The 19,030-nt window shown below is 36.3% G+C and carries 13 protein-coding genes; 9 read left to right on the top strand and 4 right to left on the bottom strand.

The window, feature by feature from the left end:
- Nucleotide 1: 1 nt before the first annotated feature.
- The 7 genes from EKM64_RS08135 to EKM64_RS08105 all read left to right on the top strand — a co-directional run bounded on the left by EKM64_RS08135 (nt 2) and on the right by EKM64_RS08105 (nt 10,026).
- The gene (locus EKM64_RS08135) at nt 2-1,246 is read left to right on the top strand and encodes an MFS transporter (RefSeq protein WP_125677462.1); all 1,245 of its coding nucleotides are present in this window, start codon (nt 2-4) and stop codon (nt 1,244-1,246) included.
- 123 nt (nt 1,247-1,369) lie between these two features.
- Nucleotides 1,370-3,379: an excinuclease ABC subunit UvrB gene (gene uvrB, locus EKM64_RS08130; RefSeq protein ID WP_125677460.1), complete on the top strand. Its 2,010-nt coding sequence runs from the start codon at nt 1,370-1,372 to the stop codon at nt 3,377-3,379.
- Nucleotides 3,380-3,381: 2 nt separating this feature from the next.
- Nucleotides 3,382-6,249 (top strand): excinuclease ABC subunit UvrA, encoded by a 2,868-nt coding sequence (gene uvrA / locus EKM64_RS08125; RefSeq protein WP_125677458.1) that lies wholly within the window; start codon nt 3,382-3,384, stop codon nt 6,247-6,249.
- A 223-nt stretch (nt 6,250-6,472) separates the two neighbouring features.
- Complete coding sequence (rapZ, locus tag EKM64_RS08120; protein WP_125677456.1) at nt 6,473-7,387, top strand: RNase adapter RapZ; 915 nt, start codon at nt 6,473-6,475, stop codon at nt 7,385-7,387.
- On the top strand, nt 7,374-8,408 hold the full coding sequence (locus EKM64_RS08115) for a gluconeogenesis factor YvcK family protein (RefSeq protein ID WP_125677454.1): 1,035 nt from the start codon (nt 7,374-7,376) through the stop codon (nt 8,406-8,408). The genes rapZ and EKM64_RS08115 overlap by 14 nt, the downstream gene beginning before the upstream one ends.
- On the top strand, nt 8,408-9,343 hold the full coding sequence (whiA, locus tag EKM64_RS08110; RefSeq protein WP_125677452.1) for a DNA-binding protein WhiA: 936 nt from the start codon (nt 8,408-8,410) through the stop codon (nt 9,341-9,343). The genes EKM64_RS08115 and whiA overlap by 1 nt, the downstream gene beginning before the upstream one ends.
- 83 nt (nt 9,344-9,426) lie before the next feature.
- On the top strand, nt 9,427-10,026 hold the full coding sequence (locus EKM64_RS08105; protein ID WP_125677450.1) for a TMEM175 family protein: 600 nt from the start codon (nt 9,427-9,429) through the stop codon (nt 10,024-10,026).
- A 38-nt stretch (nt 10,027-10,064) separates the two neighbouring features.
- Here EKM64_RS08105 and EKM64_RS08100 read toward each other — a convergent pair whose 3' ends face one another.
- From EKM64_RS08100 to EKM64_RS08085, 4 genes are all read right to left on the bottom strand, one after another.
- Nucleotides 10,065-10,700, bottom strand: coding sequence for a methyltransferase family protein (locus tag EKM64_RS08100; protein ID WP_125677448.1), 636 nt, complete (start codon nt 10,698-10,700; stop codon nt 10,065-10,067).
- A 22-nt stretch (nt 10,701-10,722) separates the two neighbouring features.
- On the bottom strand, nt 10,723-12,111 hold the full coding sequence (locus EKM64_RS08095) for an MFS transporter (RefSeq protein WP_125677446.1): 1,389 nt from the start codon (nt 12,109-12,111) through the stop codon (nt 10,723-10,725).
- Between the two features lie 112 nt (nt 12,112-12,223).
- Complete coding sequence (locus EKM64_RS08090) at nt 12,224-12,817, bottom strand: ATP-dependent Clp protease proteolytic subunit (RefSeq protein ID WP_125677444.1); 594 nt, start codon at nt 12,815-12,817, stop codon at nt 12,224-12,226.
- A 124-nt stretch (nt 12,818-12,941) separates the two neighbouring features.
- A complete protein-coding gene (locus EKM64_RS08085) occupies nt 12,942-13,589 on the bottom strand; it encodes a bifunctional 4-hydroxy-2-oxoglutarate aldolase/2-dehydro-3-deoxy-phosphogluconate aldolase (RefSeq protein ID WP_125677441.1) in 648 nt (215 codons plus the stop codon).
- Nucleotides 13,590-13,689: 100 nt separating this feature from the next.
- Between EKM64_RS08085 and EKM64_RS08080 the strand changes: the two genes are divergently transcribed.
- Nucleotides 13,690-14,445 carry an IclR family transcriptional regulator gene (locus tag EKM64_RS08080; protein WP_125677439.1) on the top strand — a complete coding sequence of 252 codons (756 nt, stop codon included), beginning with the start codon at nt 13,690-13,692 and terminating at the stop codon, nt 14,443-14,445.
- Nucleotides 14,446-14,613: 168 nt separating this feature from the next.
- Entirely contained in the window at nt 14,614-18,807 is a 4,194-nt protein-coding gene (locus EKM64_RS08075) for a bacterial Ig-like domain-containing protein (RefSeq protein ID WP_164505338.1), read from the top strand.
- Nucleotides 18,808-19,030 lie beyond the last annotated feature (223 nt).

The following is a 19,030-nucleotide window of genomic DNA, read 5'->3' as shown; positions in this document are numbered from 1 at the left end:
TATGCGATTTAACAAACAACAGTGGAGCTGGATCTTCTATGACTGGGCCAACTCGGGGTATGGAATTATTGTTACAACTGCGGTCTTACCAGTTTATTTCAAATCTGTTGCTCAAAATGGTGGTGTCACTCCAGCTAATGCGACGGCTTATTGGGGATATGCTAATAGCTTTGGGACTTTACTTGTCTCCATATTGGCACCAGTATTAGGAGCTTTAGCAGATTATCCTAAAGCTAAGAAAAAAATGTTGAATATCTTTGCCATCTTGGGGGTTGTCATGACTTTTGGCTTGAGTGTTGTTCCATCAACACAGTGGGCTTGGTTACTGGGAGTTTATATTCTATCGATTATTGGTTATTCTGGTGGTAATTTATTCTACGACAGTTTTTTGACTGATGTATCGGATGATAAAGATATGGATATTTTATCTTCGTACGGTTATGGATTTGGATATTTAGGCGGTGTTTTAGCTTTTATCCTCTTCTTGATACTGCAGTTAACTAGTGGATTTGGTATGCTAGGCAGTTATGGAGTGGCTCGCTGGAGTTTTGTATTGGCCGCCGCCTGGTGGATAATTTTTTATATTCCATTGATTAAAAATGTTCATCAGGTATATTCATTGAAAGCTAGTACTAAGCCTATTTCATCGAGTTTTAAACGTGTTTATGAGACTTTAAAACATATCAAAAAATATAAGGCCGCCGCATGGTTCTTGGTTGCTTATTTCTTTTATATTGACGGTGTAGATACTATTTTTACGATGGCAACATCGATTGGCATGGATATGGGGATTACCACGACTACTCTGATGATCGTGCTATTAGTTGTTCAGTTAATAGCTTTTCCGTTTTCAATCCTATATGGTTGGTTAGCTAATAAAACATCAACTAGAACAGGGATTTTTATTGGTATTATTTTATATTTCTGTATTTGTTTGTATGCCTTGAGATTAAAGACAACAATTGATTTTTGGATATTGGCTGTCTTAGTAGGAACAAGTCAAGGCGGTATTCAAGCACTTAGTCGTTCATATTTTGGACGTTTAATTCCTAAAAAATCTGGTAGTGAGTTTTTTGGATTCTATAATATTTTAGGTAAATTTTCAGCGGTCATGGGACCTGTATTGGTCGGAATCGTTACCCAAATTACTGGTAAATCAACAATTGGTGCGGCATCATTGAGTATTTTATTCTTGATTGGTCTGGTAATATTTGCCTATTTACCAAGGTTAACAGCCCACGAGTAAGATAGTGGCGAAAATATGTTCGCTATGGTAATATAGAACCAATATAATTGTGCCTAACGCAAATGACATCTAATTCATATTTGAGTTAGGTGTCTTTTTTAGCCTTTTTGGGAGGGTATGTCTGTGATAGATCGAGTAGACGATAATAAATTTGATTTGGTTTCCAAGTATGCACCTGCTGGAGATCAGGCTCAAGCAATTGACAAAATTACTAAGGATTTTAAAGATGGTGATAAGGAAGTTATTCTTGAGGGTGCTACTGGTACGGGTAAAACATTTACCATGGCTAATGTCATCAAAAATCTTAACAAGCCAACATTGATAATTTCACATAACAAGACTTTAGCCGGTCAATTATACGGAGAGTTTAAGGAATTTTTCCCTAATAATGCCGTGGAATACTTTGTTAGTTACTATGATTACTATCAGCCAGAGGCCTATGTGCCTTCAAGTGATACTTATATCGAAAAGGATTCTAGTATCAATGATGAAATCGATAAGTTACGACACTCCGCGACTAGTTCACTTTTAGAACGAAACGATGTTATTGTCGTGGCTTCTGTTTCTTGTATCTTTGGTTTAGGTGATCCTAAAGAATACTCTGATAGTATTATTTCTTTACGCGTTGGTCAGGGATTAGCTCGTAATAAACTATTGGAAGAATTGGTCGATAACCAATTTGAGAGAAATGACATTGATTTCCAACGTGGACGCTTTCGTGTGCGTGGTGATGTCGTCGATATTTTCCCAGCTTCTCGTGATGACAATGCTATTCGAGTTGAGTTTTTTGGTGATGAAATTGATCGAATTATTGAAATGGATGCCTTAACTGGTGAAGTAAAGGGTCAAATGGATCATATCGGAATTTTCCCAGCTACTCACTTTATGATCTCTGATTCTAAGATGGAAGAGGCTCTGGATAGAATCCAAAAAGAAATGGACATTCAAGTTGCTCAATTTACAAAAGAAGGTAAATTACTTGAAGCTCAAAGAATCAAGCAACGGACTGAATATGATATTGAAATGATGCGTGAGATGGGTTATACATCTGGTATCGAGAATTATTCACGTCACATGGAAGGTCGGGCTGAAGGTGAGCCTCCATTTACATTGATCGATTTCTTCCCTAAAGATTTCAATATTATGATTGATGAGTCACATGTTACCATGCCACAGATTCGAGGTATGTATAACGGGGATCGTGCCAGAAAACAAATGCTAGTAAATTATGGTTTCCGTTTGCCTAGTGCTTTGGATAATAGACCACTAAAACTTGAAGAGTTTGAAACACATGTTAATAGGATATTATATGTTTCAGCTACTCCGGGGCCTTACGAAATGGATCGAACAGATCATGTCGCACAACAGATCATTCGTCCAACTGGGTTACTAGATCCAGTAATTGAAGTACGTCCGATCATGGGACAAATTGATGATTTAGTTGGTGAAATAAACGACCGTGTAGCTAAACATGAACGTGTATTTGTGACGACTCTGACTAAGAAAATGGCCGAGGATCTGACGGATTATTTTAAAGATCTCGGTATTAAAGTTAGATATTTACACAGTGATATCAAAACCTTGGAACGTACTAAGATCATTCGTGATCTGCGATTAGGTAAATTTGATGTTTTGATCGGTATTAACTTATTACGTGAAGGTATTGATGTACCAGAAGTCTCTTTGATAGCCATTTTAGATGCGGATAAGGAAGGATTTTTGCGCTCTGAAAGATCACTTGTACAGATCATTGGACGTGCCTCGCGTAATGAAAATGGACGCGTTATTATGTACGCTGATTCAAAGACTGATTCAATGAAGGGAGCCATTGATAAAACGGCACATCGTCGCGAATTGCAGATGGCCTTCAATAAGGAACATGGCGTTACACCCACTACGATTGTTAAGCCAATCAGGGATGCTATTTCAATGTTCCAAAAGGTTGATAATAAGGCATCTGAAACCGAAAAAATTAATGACGATCTGGACTTTAAGGATATGTCTAAAAAGGAACAAAAAGAACTATTATCTAACTTACAAGAACAAATGGAGGCAGCAGCTAAGAAACTTGATTTTGAGGCAGCAGCTAATTTACGTGACACGATTCTAGAATTAAAGGCGGAAATGAAGTAAATATGTTAAATGACAAAATTGTGATCCATGGGGCAAGAGCTCATAATCTAAAGAACATTGATGTTACTATCCCTAGAGATAAATTAGTTGTAATGACGGGGTTATCAGGTTCTGGTAAGAGTTCTCTGGCATTTGATACTTTGTATGCTGAAGGACAGCGTCGTTACGTTGAAAGTTTGTCGTCTTATGCTAGACAATTTTTAGGACAGATGGATAAACCAGATGTTGATTCTATTGATGGGCTAAGTCCAGCTATTTCGATCGACCAGAAGACGACTTCTAAAAATCCTCGTTCAACTGTTGGTACTGTTACGGAAATTAATGATTATTTACGTTTATTGTGGGCACGTGTAGGTACACCCATTTGTCCTAATGATGGGACAGTTATCACGAGCCAATCAGCTCAACAGATGGTTGATGCTATTTTGAAATTGGATGATGGTACGAAACTACAAGTATTATCACCGGTTATTAGATCTAAACGTGGTCAACATAAAAAGGCTTTGGCACAAATTCAGAAGCAAGGTTATGTCAGAATCAGAGTTGATGGTGAAACTCATGATGTAGGCGAAGAACTAGATTTGGACAAGAATAAAAAACATGATATTGATGTTATTGTCGATAGAATTGTGATCAATGACCATATCAAGTCACGTTTATTTGATTCAGTTGAAGCAGCCTTACGCTTATCTGATGGATACATGAACGTTGATGTGATCGGTCAAGATATGATGGTTTTCTCCGAAAATAACGCCTGTCCTATCTGTGGTTTTACGGTCGGTGAACTTGAACCTAGATTATTCTCGTTCAATGCACCTTTCGGGGCCTGTGAGAATTGTGATGGGTTGGGAATTAAGCTAGAAGTAGATATCGACTTAGTAGTGCCTGACCAAAGTGTTACTCTAGCTCAAGGTGCTATTATTCCTTGGAATCCGATCAGTTCACAGTACTATCCACAGATGTTGGCTCAAGCCTGTAAAGAGTTCAAGATTGATATGGATGTACCATTTGAAAAATTGCCAGAAGATGCGAAGAACACTATTTTGTATGGTTCTAATGGTAAAACATTCCACTTCCACTACGAAAATGATTTTGGGAATGTTCGTGATGTTGATGTTCCTTTTGAGGGTGTAATCAATAATATTAATCGTCGTTATCATGAAACAAACAGTGATTTCACTCGTGAAGTTATGCGTAAGTATATGACTGAACTTACTTGTCCAGTTTGTCATGGTAAGAGATTGAATGAAAAAGCTTTAGCTGTTAAAGTTTCAGGGCAAGATATTGCCGATGTGTCCAACATGTCGATTAAAGATGAGCTACCATTCTTCAAAGAGATCACCTTAGGTGAGCAGAGTACAGTTATTGCTAAGCCGATCCTCAAAGAGGTAAAAGATAGACTTACTTTCTTGATCAATGTTGGTTTGGATTATTTAACATTATCTCGTTCAGCTGGAACTCTGTCTGGTGGTGAAGCACAACGAATTCGTTTGGCTACTCAAATTGGTTCAAACTTATCAGGTGTTATGTATATTTTAGATGAACCATCAATTGGATTGCATCAACGTGATAATAACCGTTTGATCAGTTCTTTAAAGAAGATGCGTGATCTTGGTAATACTTTGATTGTCGTTGAGCACGATGAGGATACTATGATGGCTGCTGATTATTTGATTGACGTTGGACCTGGCGCGGGTGAAAAAGGTGGTCAAATCGTGGCTGCTGGAACACCTAAACAAGTTATGCGTAGTACTAAATCATTAACTGGTAAGTATCTTTCAGGTAAAAAATTTATTCCCGTTCCTTTAGAGAGAAAATCTGGCAGTGGCGACTTTGTTGAAGTGTTTGGTGCAGCAGAAAACAATCTTAAGAATATTGACGTTAGTTTTCCACTAGGTAAATTCATTTCTGTTACTGGCGTCTCCGGTTCAGGTAAATCTACGTTAGTTAATACAATTTTGAAACGTGCTCTGGCGCAAAAGATGAATCGTAACTCTAATAAACCGGGTAAGTATAAGAAAATTACCGGTTACGACAAATTGGAAAAGATGATTGCAATTGATCAAAGTCCAATTGGACGCACACCAAGAAGTAATCCAGCTACGTATACTGGAGTATTTGACGATATCCGTGATTTGTTTGCTCAAACAAATGAGGCGAAATTACGTGGATACAAAAAAGGTAGATTTTCATTTAATGTCAAAGGCGGACGCTGTGAGAATTGTCACGGTGATGGAATTATTAAAATTGAAATGAACTTCTTACCTGATGTTTATGTGCCATGTGAGGTTTGTCATGGAACACGTTATAATTCAGAAACTCTTGAAGTTACATATAAGGGGAAAAATATTGCTGAAGTATTGGATATGAAGGTTGAAGATGCTTTAGACTTCTTTAGTAATATTCCTAAGATCAGAAGAAAACTGCAGACGATCGTTGATGTAGGCTTAGGCTATGTTTCAATGGGGCAATCAGCTACACAATTATCTGGTGGTGAAGCTCAACGAATGAAGTTAGCTTCTGAATTATACAAGAAGTCTAGTGGTCAAAATTTCTACATTCTTGATGAGCCAACAACTGGATTGCATACTGACGATATCAAGCGATTACTTGGGGTCTTGCAACGGTTAGTTGATGAAGGTAATACTGTTTTGGTTATCGAACATAATTTGGATGTCATCAAGTCATCTGATTGGGTAATTGACCTTGGACCAGAAGGTGGAGAAGACGGTGGACAAGTCGTTGCTATCGGAACACCTGAAGAAATTTGTGACGTCAAAGAAAGTTACACTGGCCAGTATTTGAAACCTATCTTGGAACGTGATACTAAACGTACAATTGATGCGGAAGAGAAAATAGCCAAGAAATAGTATTTAACTCTACATCAAGAAAATATCAGGATTAATTTGAAGTACAAAAAAACAACCTAAATGGGTTGTTTTTTTTCGATATATTATCAAATTTTTAGGTAATGAAGAAAGTCTATTAGAGAATATAATTAAAAAAATTGTTCATGTAGGATTGTTTAATGATCTTTAAAATGACACACCAGGGCTGCTGTGGTATGATTATATCCGAATGTGAGGTGTACTTATGTCAAAAGACGTGCTTAATTTAGTTATTGTGACTGGTATGAGTGGCGCAGGTAAAACTGTTGCTATGCAGTCTTTTGAAGATCTGGGGTATTTCTGTATTGATAATATGCCACCAAATCTTTTGCCCAAGTTCTGGGAGTTAGTTCATGAATCTGGAACGATCAACAAGGTAGCCTTGGTGGTTGATATTCGTTCTCGTGCTTTCTATGATGAAATTTTTTCAATGGTTTCACAAATGGATGAGGACGAACAAGAAAAACAGCAAAAAGTTAATATGAAAATTCTATTCTTGAATGCCTCTGATGAAGAACTTGTTTCCAGATATAAAGAAACCAGACGTAGTCATCCGTTAGCAATGGAAGGTCGTCTATTAGACGGTATTCAAAAAGAACGTGAGTTATTGTCTGAGATCAAGAGTCGTGCTCAAGTTGAAATTGATACATCTGATCTGACTCCACGCCAACTTCGTGAAGAAATTTTTGATAACTTCCATGAAAGTTCAGCTGTACCAACGTTCCATATTGAAGTAATGTCATTTGGGTTTAAATATGGATTACCAATCGATGCAGATATAGTTATGGATGTTAGATTTTTGAAGAATCCATATTATATTGATGAATTGAAAACAAAAACCGGACTGGACAAGCCGGTTTATGACTATGTAATGAACGATGAACAGACTGAAACATTTTATAAAAAACTATATGATTTATTTAAATATATTGTGCCTGGTTATAAAAAGGAAGGTAAAACTAGTCTAACGATTGCTATTGGTTGTACTGGTGGACAACATCGGTCAGTGGCCATTGCACAGCGTTTAGGAACCGATCTGAAAGAAAACTACTATGTCGATATTACACACCGTGATATGGATAAATCTCAAAAGAAGGTAATTGAAGATGCCAACAAATAGGATAGTTCGTGTTGTTAAGGGGCGTCGTCCAAAAGTTGTTGTTATAGGTGGGGGAACTGGATTACCAGTTGTTTTAAATAGTTTGAGAAATAAAGATGCAGATATTACTGCAATCGTTACTGTAGCGGATGATGGAGGATCTTCTGGGATTATCAGAAACTATATTAACGTTGTGCCACCAGGGGACATTCGAAATGTTTTAGCCGCTTTATCAGATTTGCCAAAAGTTGATCTCGATGTATTTCAATATCGTTTCAATACTAATGATGACTTCTTCTCTGGTCATGCGATCGGTAATTTGATAATTGCGGCACTTTCCGAGATGTCACCTAACATTTTTGATGCTGTACAAGAACTATCCAAAATGATGAAAATTGATGGTCATGTGTATCCGGCCAGCAATACCAAGTTGACATTGAATGCTGAATTTACCGATGGAACCACTCTTGCTGGGGAGCATGAGATAACTCATTCCGGTAAGCATGTTAAGCGTGTTTGGGTCACTGATTCAGATGAACCAGATCAAGTACCTAAATCGTTATTGCCCGTCGTTGCATCGATCATGCAGGCTGATGTGGTTGTTTTAGGACCAGGAAGTTTATTTACTAGTATTTTGCCTAACCTGATGATCAGTGATTTAGGTGAGGCAGTGCGACAAACTCCGGCCGAAGTCGTTTATATTTGTAATATTATGACTCAGATCGGTGAAACAGAAGGCTTTACAGATGCAGACCATGTGAATGTTTTGAATGAACATTTGGGTGGAAATTATATTGATACCGTATTGGTCAATACTCGTGAGATTCCAGAAAATTATATGGATCACAAGAAATATGATGAGTACGTTAAACAAGTTACACCTGATTTTAAGGGCTTGCGTGATATGGGATGTCGGGTTATTCAAGATGACTTTCTATCTCTTCACGATAAAGGTGCTTTTCATGATGGTGCTAGAATTGCTCGTGAAATTTTAAATCTAGCCTTTCAATCAGGAAACAGAAAAAATGAGGTGAGACACTAGTGGCTTCTTACGCAAGTGAAGTAAAGAAGGAACTCACTAGTTTGGAAGTTCATCCCGAACATGCCCGTGTTGAATTATCAGCACTTTTGAGAATGAATGGTTCGCTTAGTATACAGAATCATCATTTTGTTTTGACTGCACAAACAGAAAATCCGGCAATTGCTAGAAGAATCTTTTCTTTGATCAAGCAAAAATACGGGATGGAATCAGAACTTTTGGTCCGTAAAAAAATGAAATTGAAAAAAAACAATCAATACTTAGTTCGTCTCAAATATGATACGAATAAAGTGTTGACTGATTTAGGAATCTTAGATGAAAGTGGATTATCGATCAATACCGATGTACCAAAGGATATCTTAAACGAAGATCAGAGAATGAGATCTTATTTACGTGGAGCTTTTTTAGCAACAGGCAGTGTTAATAATCCAGAAACATCACGTTATCATTTGGAAATTTATTCATTATATGAATCCCATAATGAGAGTGTTGCCAAGATGATGAATCATTTTGGCTTGAATGCAAGAATAACTAAACGCCGCAATGGTTATATTGTTTACTTAAAGGAAGCAGAAAAAATTGCTGACTTCTTACAAGTTATTGGTGCAACAAATGCGATGCTGAAGTTTGAGGATATTAGAATTGTTCGCGATATGCGTAACTCAGTAAATCGTTTAGTTAACTGTGAGAATGCTAATATTAATAAAACGGTTGAGGCAGCAGAGAGACAGATAAACAATATTAAATATCTGCAAACGACCATCGGATTAGATTCACTTCCACAAAAATTGCAGGAAATTGCAGTTTTGAGACTGGATAATCCAGAAGTATCATTAAAAGAATTAGGTGAAATGGTGCCTAGTGGTTCTATTTCTAAATCTGGTATTAATCATCGATTGAGAAAGATCAATCAAATAGCTGAAAGTACTAGTGTTTAAAGAAATTGTTTATCTTAAACAATTTCTTTTTTTGTTTTAATCAATATTGCTATAATAAGTTGACTTTTCAGGGAGGGATTTTTTTGAATAAATCAAGAGTTGAGGCTTTTACAGATGCCGTTATAGCAATTATTTTAACCATTATGATTTTGGAGTTTAAGACTCCGGAATCAGCCAAGTTATCGGCAATCTTATCGCAAGTACCTTACATGATATCGTATGCTGTGGGCTGGTTATTTATTGGAATTGCTTGGTACAATCACCACTACATGTTTACAAAAACAAAATTAGTTACGAGAAAGATATTTTGGATCAACAATATTTGGATGTTTACGACATCTTTTATTCCCGTAGCGACTGCCTGGGTAGGCCGTGATTTGAATGCTCAAGGTCCGGAAATCTTTTATGCTATTGTTTATTTCTTCTGGTCATTTGCATATGTAATTTTGACATATGCTATTGCCAAAGCCAATGAGAATGCTGGACATAAAGAAATTGCCATAAGTATTCGTCATATGAAGATCTATCGTGCATTGACCAGTTGGCAGTTTGTGGGAGCTGAAATAATCATCTGGGTATTGATTTTGATTTATATTCCAGCGTTACAAATGGTGTTGATAACCTTTCAAGTGTTGGTTGTTGGTGGAAATGTTAATGAAGATAGTGATAAATTATTTGAATAAAAAATCGTACCTGCAAAATTTGCAAGTACGATTTTTGTTTACCAGATAAATGGAATCAATTCTTTAGTATTTCTATGATAATTAACAAATGCTTGACCGTAGTGTTTTTGTAAATATTTATCGGCATTAGGTATATAAATGAAAACAAACATGCAGAGTAGGAGCAAAGGAATGATCAATCCCCACCAGTTACAAGTTGTTAGTGCAAGTCCAAGAACCCACAAGATATCTCCAAAATAGTTAATATGAATGGCGTATTTGAATAGTCCGCCAGTGTATAATTTATTTTTATTTCGCGGATTATCTTTAAATGGTTTGCGTAATAATTCGGAAGTAGTATTGATCAATGATCCCGCAATGAACAAGGTCCAACCACCAATAATCATGCCAGGAGCGATATTTCCAAAAATTGCTAAAAGTGGAAATCCAATATAATACAATCCAAATGCCAAACTATTGCCAATGGACTCTTTCCAGCCAATTCCGCGAGGAAGCCAGAAAAACATCATTGCGTTTAATCTTAAAAAAGTGATCCAGATCATGAGATTGATATTTTCCATCATAAAATCATCAAAATGTGGAAAGATAAATAATAAAATTACTAGTAAGTAAATTATTTGAGTTACTAATATAAATATTTTGGCACCAGTAGTTTTTCTGTGAATTCCATACATTATTGTTCTCCATTAGTTCCAATTAATTAGTTTTCTTCTTATCTTTAACCATAATGGCGAAAACAAAGCCTATGATCGCCATAATACAGAAGAAAGTGAAGACATAGTGATAGCCTATTAGACCTGTATTAGAGGCCAGACCATGGTTCTGATTGGAGGTTACAAGTATCAGTGTAGCTAGACTAACGCCCAGAGAACCCAATAATTGACGAACAGTGGTAATGATAGCCGTACCATGTGGAATAAGTTCCTCTGATAGGGAATTACCACCAAGCGTTGTTGCTGGCATCATGACAAAAGCGTTCCCACCTTCAATAAGCATGGCGATCAGGATCATTGATACTAAGCCCAATTTTTGGTTGAGGATGAATAGTAAAAACCAGCCGATGACAATCATAGACATTCCAGATATCAAAGTTGATTTGAATCCGATCTTATCAGCCAATTTTCCGGTCAGTGGATTTAAGATACTCAACAAAATAGCTGGTGGTACAAGTGCCAGCCCTGAAATTAAAACGGAAGTATGCAAAATATTTTGATAATATAATGGATAAATAATTGTTACAACGATCAATGATATATAAGAAAAACCTGTCAGTAATACTGCCAGATCGAAGTTGAAATTACTCATGACTTTTAAATCTAACAGTGGTTCTTTTTGAGTCAGTTGACGGTGGATAAATAATCCGGTCATAACTATACTGGCAGTTAAAAGAATTATGAGATCAGTGTTTAAACTGTGTGTGCTGCCGGCTTGATTGACAACATATAATAATCCAATCAATCCAAGCAAGTAGAAGATAGAAATAGCATCAAGTTTTACTTTGTGACGCGGCATGACATCTTTAATATAAAACGATCCTATAATAAAAATGACGATCATGATAATCAAGAAGATCACGAATAATCCTTGCCATTTTAAAAAGTTTAAAACAATACCAGAAATAATAGGTCCGGATGCTAAAGCTGACCCCATGACTAATCCCGCAAAGCCCATAGTGGTTCCACGGTTGTCCTGTGGTGTTATGGCTAATAGAACTGATTGAAATGATGGAAATAAAAGTCCCACACCAATCGCTTCCAGAGCTCTACCAAGCATCGCCATAGGGAAATTAGTGGCAGTTATGATGATCAAAGTGCCGATTGCAAAAATTGCAACAACTCCTAAAAATATTTTCTTGAATGAAATATTATTCAAGAACCAGGGACTGATCGGCATCATGATACACATTATTAACATAAATCCAGTTGTTAACCACTGGATCGTTGGTGCAGTGACACCGAAGAATTTCATGAGAGTTGGATAAGCCGTGGATAGGGATGACTGGCTGATAGACATTGTAAATGTACCAGACAATAGTGTAATGATAAATAATTTACGACTTAAAGAATCCTTTATAGTAGTCTCCATATTAATCCTCCTTTTGTTCTCCTAATTATAAATTAAGGATAGCCTAATTAACTGAAACTGTCTAATGGCAACAAAAAAGCGCAGAATACAAATATTCTGCGCCGAAGATAAGCTATTTCTTAGCTTTATCTTTATTTATCATAACTTCATCGATCAAGCCATAATCCTTAGCTTCTTGAGAAGTCATGTAGTTATCACGTTCTGTATCCTTTTGAAGTTTTTCAAATGCTTGTCCAGAATTTTCGGCCAAGATACGATTTAATCTCTCTCTTGTTTTACCGATTTCCTTAGCGACAATTTCAATCTCAGTTTGTTGTCCTTGGGCACCACCAGATGGTTGGTGAATAAGAACAGTTGAGTTTGGAAGTGCAAAACGTTTTCCCTTTGTTCCGGCTGATAATAGAACACTGGCCATTGAAGCAGCTAAACCTGTTGCAATAGTTTGAATATCAGATTTTACAAAGTTCATTGTATCCATAATAGCTAATCCGGCCGTAACAGAACCACCGGGTGAGTTAATGTAGATAGAAATATCCTTGTCAGAGTCTTGAGCATCAAGGAAAAGTAATTCAGCAATTACTGTATTAGCTAATTGATCGTTAACCTCACCTGACAACATGATGATTCTGTCTTTTAATAATCTTGAATAAATGTCATAGGCACGTTCGCCACGTGAGTTTTGTTCAATAACTGTAGGAACTAACATAAAATGCCTCCTAGTTTTAATTAGCACTCTTAATAGTACAGTGCTAATTTAGCATACTATTTTAAAAGGGTCAACAAACAAACCTCAAGATTACAAAAAAACTCCCATAATAGGGAGTTTTTAATTATTTATTTCTGATTTCTTCTAATTTAGCGTGATAAGCTTGAGCATTTTTCTTAACTTGTTCGAAGTCGCCTTTAGTAGCAGGGCCAACTAAATTGCCACCGGCACCAACAAGAGTAACACCTTTATCAAACCATTCTTCCATGTTGTCGAGACTTACGCCACCAGTAGGCATGATGCTTACCTGTGGGAATGGAGCTTTAACAGCTGAAATGAACCCTTGTCCAACAACGCTACCAGGGAAGACCTTAACGATATCTGATCCGTATGTCATAGCAGTTTGAATTTCAGTGATTGACATGCAACCAGGTGTATATGGAATCTCGTAAAGATTACATAATTTGGCAACTTCTTTGTTAAATGAGGGACTAACGATAAAGTCAGCACCGGCCATGATAGCAATACGTGCAGTAGTGGGATCAAGAACAGTACCCGCACCGATACATGCATCAGGATCATCCTTGTAATCAGCCTTTAGATCAGCAATGATCTTATCAGCTTCTGGGGCCGTGAAAGTTAATTCGATACCTTTAACTCCACCGTCGATACAGGCTTTAGCAGCTTTGTAAGCTTCTTCTCTAGAAGCTCCACGAACAACTGCAACAACACCAGTTTTTTCCATTTTCTTCAAAGTTTCAACTTTTTGCATAAAAGTTCACCATTTCCTTATAATAAATTTACTTTTCCTTACAGAAACTATATAATCATTATAGCGCTTTCTTTAAATCTATCAAGCGGAGGATATATAATTGGTAGAATCAAAAAGTTACGGAACAGTTTTAATTAAGGCTAAAGCTATTTTAGATTATTTAATGGAACATGATTCGGGATTAACCCTAAAAGAAATTCATGAAGGCATGGAAATGTCTAAGTCTACTACTTTAAAGATTTTAACGACAATGTGTGAATTAGATCTTCTATGGAGAAATGAAGAAGACAAAAAATATCATTTAGGTGCCGAATTAATTGGACTAGGCCAAAAAGCACTGGCCGATTTTAATATTCATCAAATTGCTTTACCATATTTGAAAGAATTACGTAATGCGACTGAAGAAACAGTTCACTTAGGAGTGGAGATCGCAGAGCATGTTGAGTTTTTGGAGAAGTTGGAAAGTCCTAGAAGTGTCAATTTGAAATCAAAAATTGGTGGTCGTTTGAATCTCTATTGTTCAGCTATGGGGAAGGCCATTTTGGCCACTAAGACTTCTGAAGAATTGGAAGACTATTTTGACAGGAATCCATTAAATCCATTGACTAAATTTACTGTTGTGAACCGTAAAGCATTGAACAAACAAATTGATATTGTTAGATCTAACGGTTATTCAGTAGACGATCGTGAAAATGAGTTAGAAGTATTCTGTATCGGAACCGTGTTGATGAAGCATGATCAAGTATATGGTGCTTTCAGCGTAAGTACCCCTTATTATAGGATGGATGAGGATCGTGAAAAGCGAATCATCAAATTAGTTTTGGAAACTAAAGATAAAATAGAACAGGCAATTTAGACAGAAAAAGTTCTGAGTAGAGGGTAAGATCCTCGCTCAGAATTTTTTTATGCCAAAAATATTTATTCCCAAAATCGGTAAATACTTTTTATGATAAGTGAATCTAACATTGTGATTTATTGAATTATACTTAAGTAGTTATAAATGTTTTTTTCAGGGAGAAATGACATGGCTAATATCAAGCTATCTAAGTCACAAAAAGTGACAATTGCAGGGGTAACACTTTTTTCAGCACTAATTTTAGGTGGGTTAAGTACCACTAACGTAAGTGCTGCAACAGAACAACCAGCTACCGATCAAGTAGTCGGGCAAAACAATGATCAGATAAATAACGGAACCACAAGCTCAGGGACAAAAGAAGAAGAATCAGCACCTGATACAGGGTCAGGAACTGGTTCAAATACTGGACAAAATGATCAGAATGCTGGCACAGGGAATGCGGCATCCGGATCCAACAGTAGCACAGGGGTTACTGGTTCAGACGATACAGGATCTAAAACTACAGGTTCAGGGATAACTTCAGGTAATAGTTTATCAAGTAATATTAATGCATATATTGCAACTCCAGTAGCCACTGCTACTGCACAAGTTCCAGTCGCTAATTCACAGAAAGGCACGATTGACTGGAATAATACATCTAATTATGATCCTAGTGCTAATAGTGGAATTATTATTAATTACAAGGTTGAAACTCCAGATAGTAGTGAAGTTGGAGATTTTCAAGATCAAAAAGGTCAGGCATTCATAGTAGGTAATACTGATGATACTGTTGATTTAACAAGCTCGCTTCCACAGGGATATACTTTTGTAAATGCTTCAGATAAGGATCAAGTAATAGGTGCAGGGTATGATGGAACAGATGCTAAGACTTATATAAACAGTATTACTAAAACAATTAACATTGTTAGAGCAGAAGGAAGCACTGATGACATTTTACCAGCAGTCTACAGCTTTGTTTATGGAAATACTTCGTTCCCAGCTTTATATTTGGAATATATAGAGCAGAATCTAACTAGTACTTCGGCAATTGCGTTCACACCGATAGGTTTTTTAACGAAGAATCCTACCATTTTGACAAATAGCTTTCATTATTCTGGTATGCATAGTAACACCACTTCAATAGAAGTATTCAAAGATAATAAAACATTAATGACTAATACCGTTAACTTTAAATTGGGAAACGATACTTTAAGTACATATAAAACTGATTCAACTAAATTAGGTGACACAGCTGAAGTAACCGCCCCAACGGGATATACATTTAGTGATGGGACTACAACTAAAAATATTACTATTGGTGCGGCCAGCCCAATGTATTTGGCATATTATTCAACGCTTGGAATAACGGATATTGATCCTTCTATTCATGATTTAGAAGTTGTAAAGGCTCCAGTAGTTATTTCTGATAAGACGGTAAACTTAAGTGTGGCCGATGGAACGGTATGGGATCCTGAATCTGCTTACGATGCAACTAATAGTACAGACGAAAATAATGCTCCCATTCCATATGCTAATCTGACAGTTACAATTCAAAAAGTTGATAGTGCAATTCCAGAAACTGGGACAACAATTGATCAGTCCAAGCCAGGTCAATATACAATTACTTATGCATATGGTGAATATTCATCTACAACAGCTGTTAATGTCAGACAGACGCCAACTCTAACTGTTACTAAAGATACTGATGATGTCACTGTCAATGATCAAGCCGCTGTCTCTAAATGGTTAGGTACAAGTACAGATGAATATGGAAATATTTTAAATTACGATAATGTCAATTTAACGGTCTCTGTTGATGGTAAAGATATTGCGAAAGATTCAGAATTAGATACAACTACTGCAGGAACACATGATGTTACTTATAAATATAGTTACATGTCAGGATATGAAGCTGATGGTGTAACGCCCGTAACAACTGATGTTACTAAAACAGTCATAGTTAACGTTAATAGAGCTATTGTTGAACCTGTAATTAATGTAAAGGACTCAACTCTGGTTTTAGGTAATGATTGGAAAACGGATGACAACTTTATCAGTGCAACTGATGAATATGGCGATAACTTATATTTATCTAAAATAACCGTTGATTCTTCGAATATCCAAGCTGATAAGGCGGGCGTCTATAACGTAATCTTCAAATACAAAGATACAGTCGAAACTGCTAAGGTAACCGTAACTCAGACTCCAACTATAAATTCTGTTCCATCATATGATGTTATGAATTCAACTTCTACCAAACCATGGGATGCAAGTGAAGCATTTAATGGTGGAACTGATGAGAATGGTAATCCTTTGACATTTAATAAAGTAACAGTATCAGTTGATGGAGTCATTACTAATGACTTCAAACCATCCGTAGTTGGAATCCATCCAGTTGTGTATTCATATGCATATGGCGATAATCAGACTGTTGATTCTTCAACAATTCTTCATGTAAAACAAGCTCCAACATTAGCTGTATCAGGTAATCTATTCAAATTAGGCAGTAAAGTTAATTTATTTAGTTTCATTAATAATAATGTAGCACTTGATGAAAATAATGTTCCTTTTTCCGCAAGTAATACTAATTTAACATACATAGTTGATGGAATTGACTATCAGTATGATGGCATCTACACTGTTTTAAAGTTAGGCAACAATAATGCTAGTGTTAAATATACTTACTATATAAATGGATCACCAATGGAAACTTCCTCAGAAATTTCAATTATTGGATATCAAGATCCGGTTATTAATTCACAGGGAAATACTGAATATACAGTAGGTGATGCCGTCAATATTTCTGACCTTTATGGATCAACAAGTACAGATGAATATGGAAATATTTTAAATTACGATAATGTCGATTTAACAGTCTCTGTTGATGGCACAGTTGTAGATAAGGATTCAGTATTAGATACAGCTACTGCAGGAACACACGATATTACTTATAAATATAGTTACTTGTCAGGATATGAAGCTGATGGTGTAACGACTAGAACAACTGATGTTACTAAAACAGTCACAGTTAACGTCAATAGAGCTATTGTTGCACCTGTAATTAATGTAAAGGACTCAACCCTATCTCCAGGTAATGATTGGAAAGCTGATGACAATTTTGTTAGTGCAACTGATGAATATGGCGATAACTTAGATTTATCTAAAATAACCGTTGATTCTTCGAATATCCAGGCTGATAAGGCAGGCGTCTATAACGTAATTTTCAAATACAAAGATACAGTCGAAGCTGCTAAAGTAACTGTAACTCAGGCACCGACATTAGTTGTTCAACCTTCTTCAGTACATGTTGGGTTAACATGGGATCCGGCTGATAGTTTTGTTAGTGCAACTGATGAAAACGGTAAAGATGTGGCATTGCCTGATATAACTGTCAATTCTTCAGCATTAAAACTTGATACACCTGGAACTTATGATGTTACATTTACTTATGGTGATATTACTAGAACAACACAAGTTACGGTAACTGCTTCGACCGTTCTTAATGTCCATGATTCAACAATTCATGTTGGTGATAAATGGAGCCCTGCGGATAATTTCGATAATGCTACAGATTCAGATGGTAATTCAGTTGGTTTAGATAAGGTAACCGAAACGGATAATGTTGATACAACCAAAGCAGGTATTTATAAAGCAACTTATACGGTAAATGATTTATCTAAAGATGCTACAATAGTAGTTTTAGCAAATTCAACAACTGATCCAGGAACCCCTTCAACTGATAAAGAATGGCTAATAAATGCACCATATCTAGTAAAAGCTGATAATTATACACAAATTTATAGTTCGCCATCTACTTCTGATCCAGTGGCAAATCGTCAATTGGTTCACGATAGTGATTGGATGGTTGGATTGGCTGTTCAGAATAGTGAAGGAACTTTCTATCAAGTTTCGACTAGTGAATGGGTCAAGGCAGAGGATATGTGGGCATTTAAACCTATTGCTGATGAAGTTTATGCCAATGATCCAAACAATACGGCGGTATTTAGTACCGTCGATGAGAACAAAAATACCGATATCAATATTAGTTATCAAACAGCTTGGTTAGTTGATCGTGTAGCTGTCGATAATGACGGTAATACTTGGTATCGTGTCGGAACAAGTAATTATGTTAAATCTTCAGATGTTACTAAAATAGTTCCAGAAACTTCCTATAAGGGTAATGTTCAATTAACTGGTATGGGAAATGTAACATTGTATAAATTAGATTATTATGGCCATATTGAAAAAGCTTCACGTAACGCTGCTAGTGGTACAAATTGGATTTCAACTAACCATCGTGAATTGAAAGGTATAACTTATCATCAAATTTCTAATTCCGAGTGGGTCTCTGAGATTGATTCTGTATTTACAAAGCAGGATTAAATAGAAAACGTGAAGAAACATGTTTAAATCATGAATATAAAATAAAAGATCCTCGCATTTACTATGTAAATGCGAGGATCTTTGTATTTAAAAGGAAAAAGTTGTATTTAACTGTATATTTACATCACAGTCTTTTGATCCAGATAAAATTATTCACCTGGTTTGTAATCTTTATCAATTACCAAGATAGGTTTGATTGTCTTACCACTTACTGAATCTGCGT

The sequence above is a fragment of the Companilactobacillus keshanensis genome, assembly GCF_003946205.1.
Classification (GTDB): Bacteria; Bacillota; Bacilli; order Lactobacillales; family Lactobacillaceae; genus Companilactobacillus; species Companilactobacillus keshanensis.
The sequence above is the reverse complement of the archived record's forward strand: the minus strand, read 5'-3'. Positions and strand labels throughout refer to the sequence as shown.

Excerpts from the sequence above, each read along its gene's own strand:
- EKM64_RS08115 (WP_125677454.1), top strand. The coding sequence starts at position 7,374 with ATGCCAACAAATAGGATAGTTCGTGTTGTTAAGGGGCGTCGTCCAAAA.
- EKM64_RS08085 (WP_125677441.1), bottom strand. The coding sequence starts at position 13,589 with ATGCAAAAAGTTGAAACTTTGAAGAAAATGGAAAAAACTGGTGTTGTT.
- EKM64_RS08095 (WP_125677446.1), bottom strand. The coding sequence starts at position 12,111 with ATGGAGACTACTATAAAGGATTCTTTAAGTCGTAAATTATTTATCATT.
- uvrA (WP_125677458.1), top strand. The coding sequence starts at position 3,382 with ATGTTAAATGACAAAATTGTGATCCATGGGGCAAGAGCTCATAATCTA.
- EKM64_RS08100 (WP_125677448.1), bottom strand. The coding sequence starts at position 10,700 with ATGTATGGAATTCACAGAAAAACTACTGGTGCCAAAATATTTATATTA.
- EKM64_RS08075 (WP_164505338.1), top strand. The coding sequence starts at position 14,614 with ATGGCTAATATCAAGCTATCTAAGTCACAAAAAGTGACAATTGCAGGG.
- EKM64_RS08090 (WP_125677444.1), bottom strand. The coding sequence starts at position 12,817 with ATGTTAGTTCCTACAGTTATTGAACAAAACTCACGTGGCGAACGTGCC.
- EKM64_RS08135 (WP_125677462.1), top strand. The coding sequence starts at position 2 with ATGCGATTTAACAAACAACAGTGGAGCTGGATCTTCTATGACTGGGCC.
- rapZ (WP_125677456.1), top strand. The coding sequence starts at position 6,473 with ATGTCAAAAGACGTGCTTAATTTAGTTATTGTGACTGGTATGAGTGGC.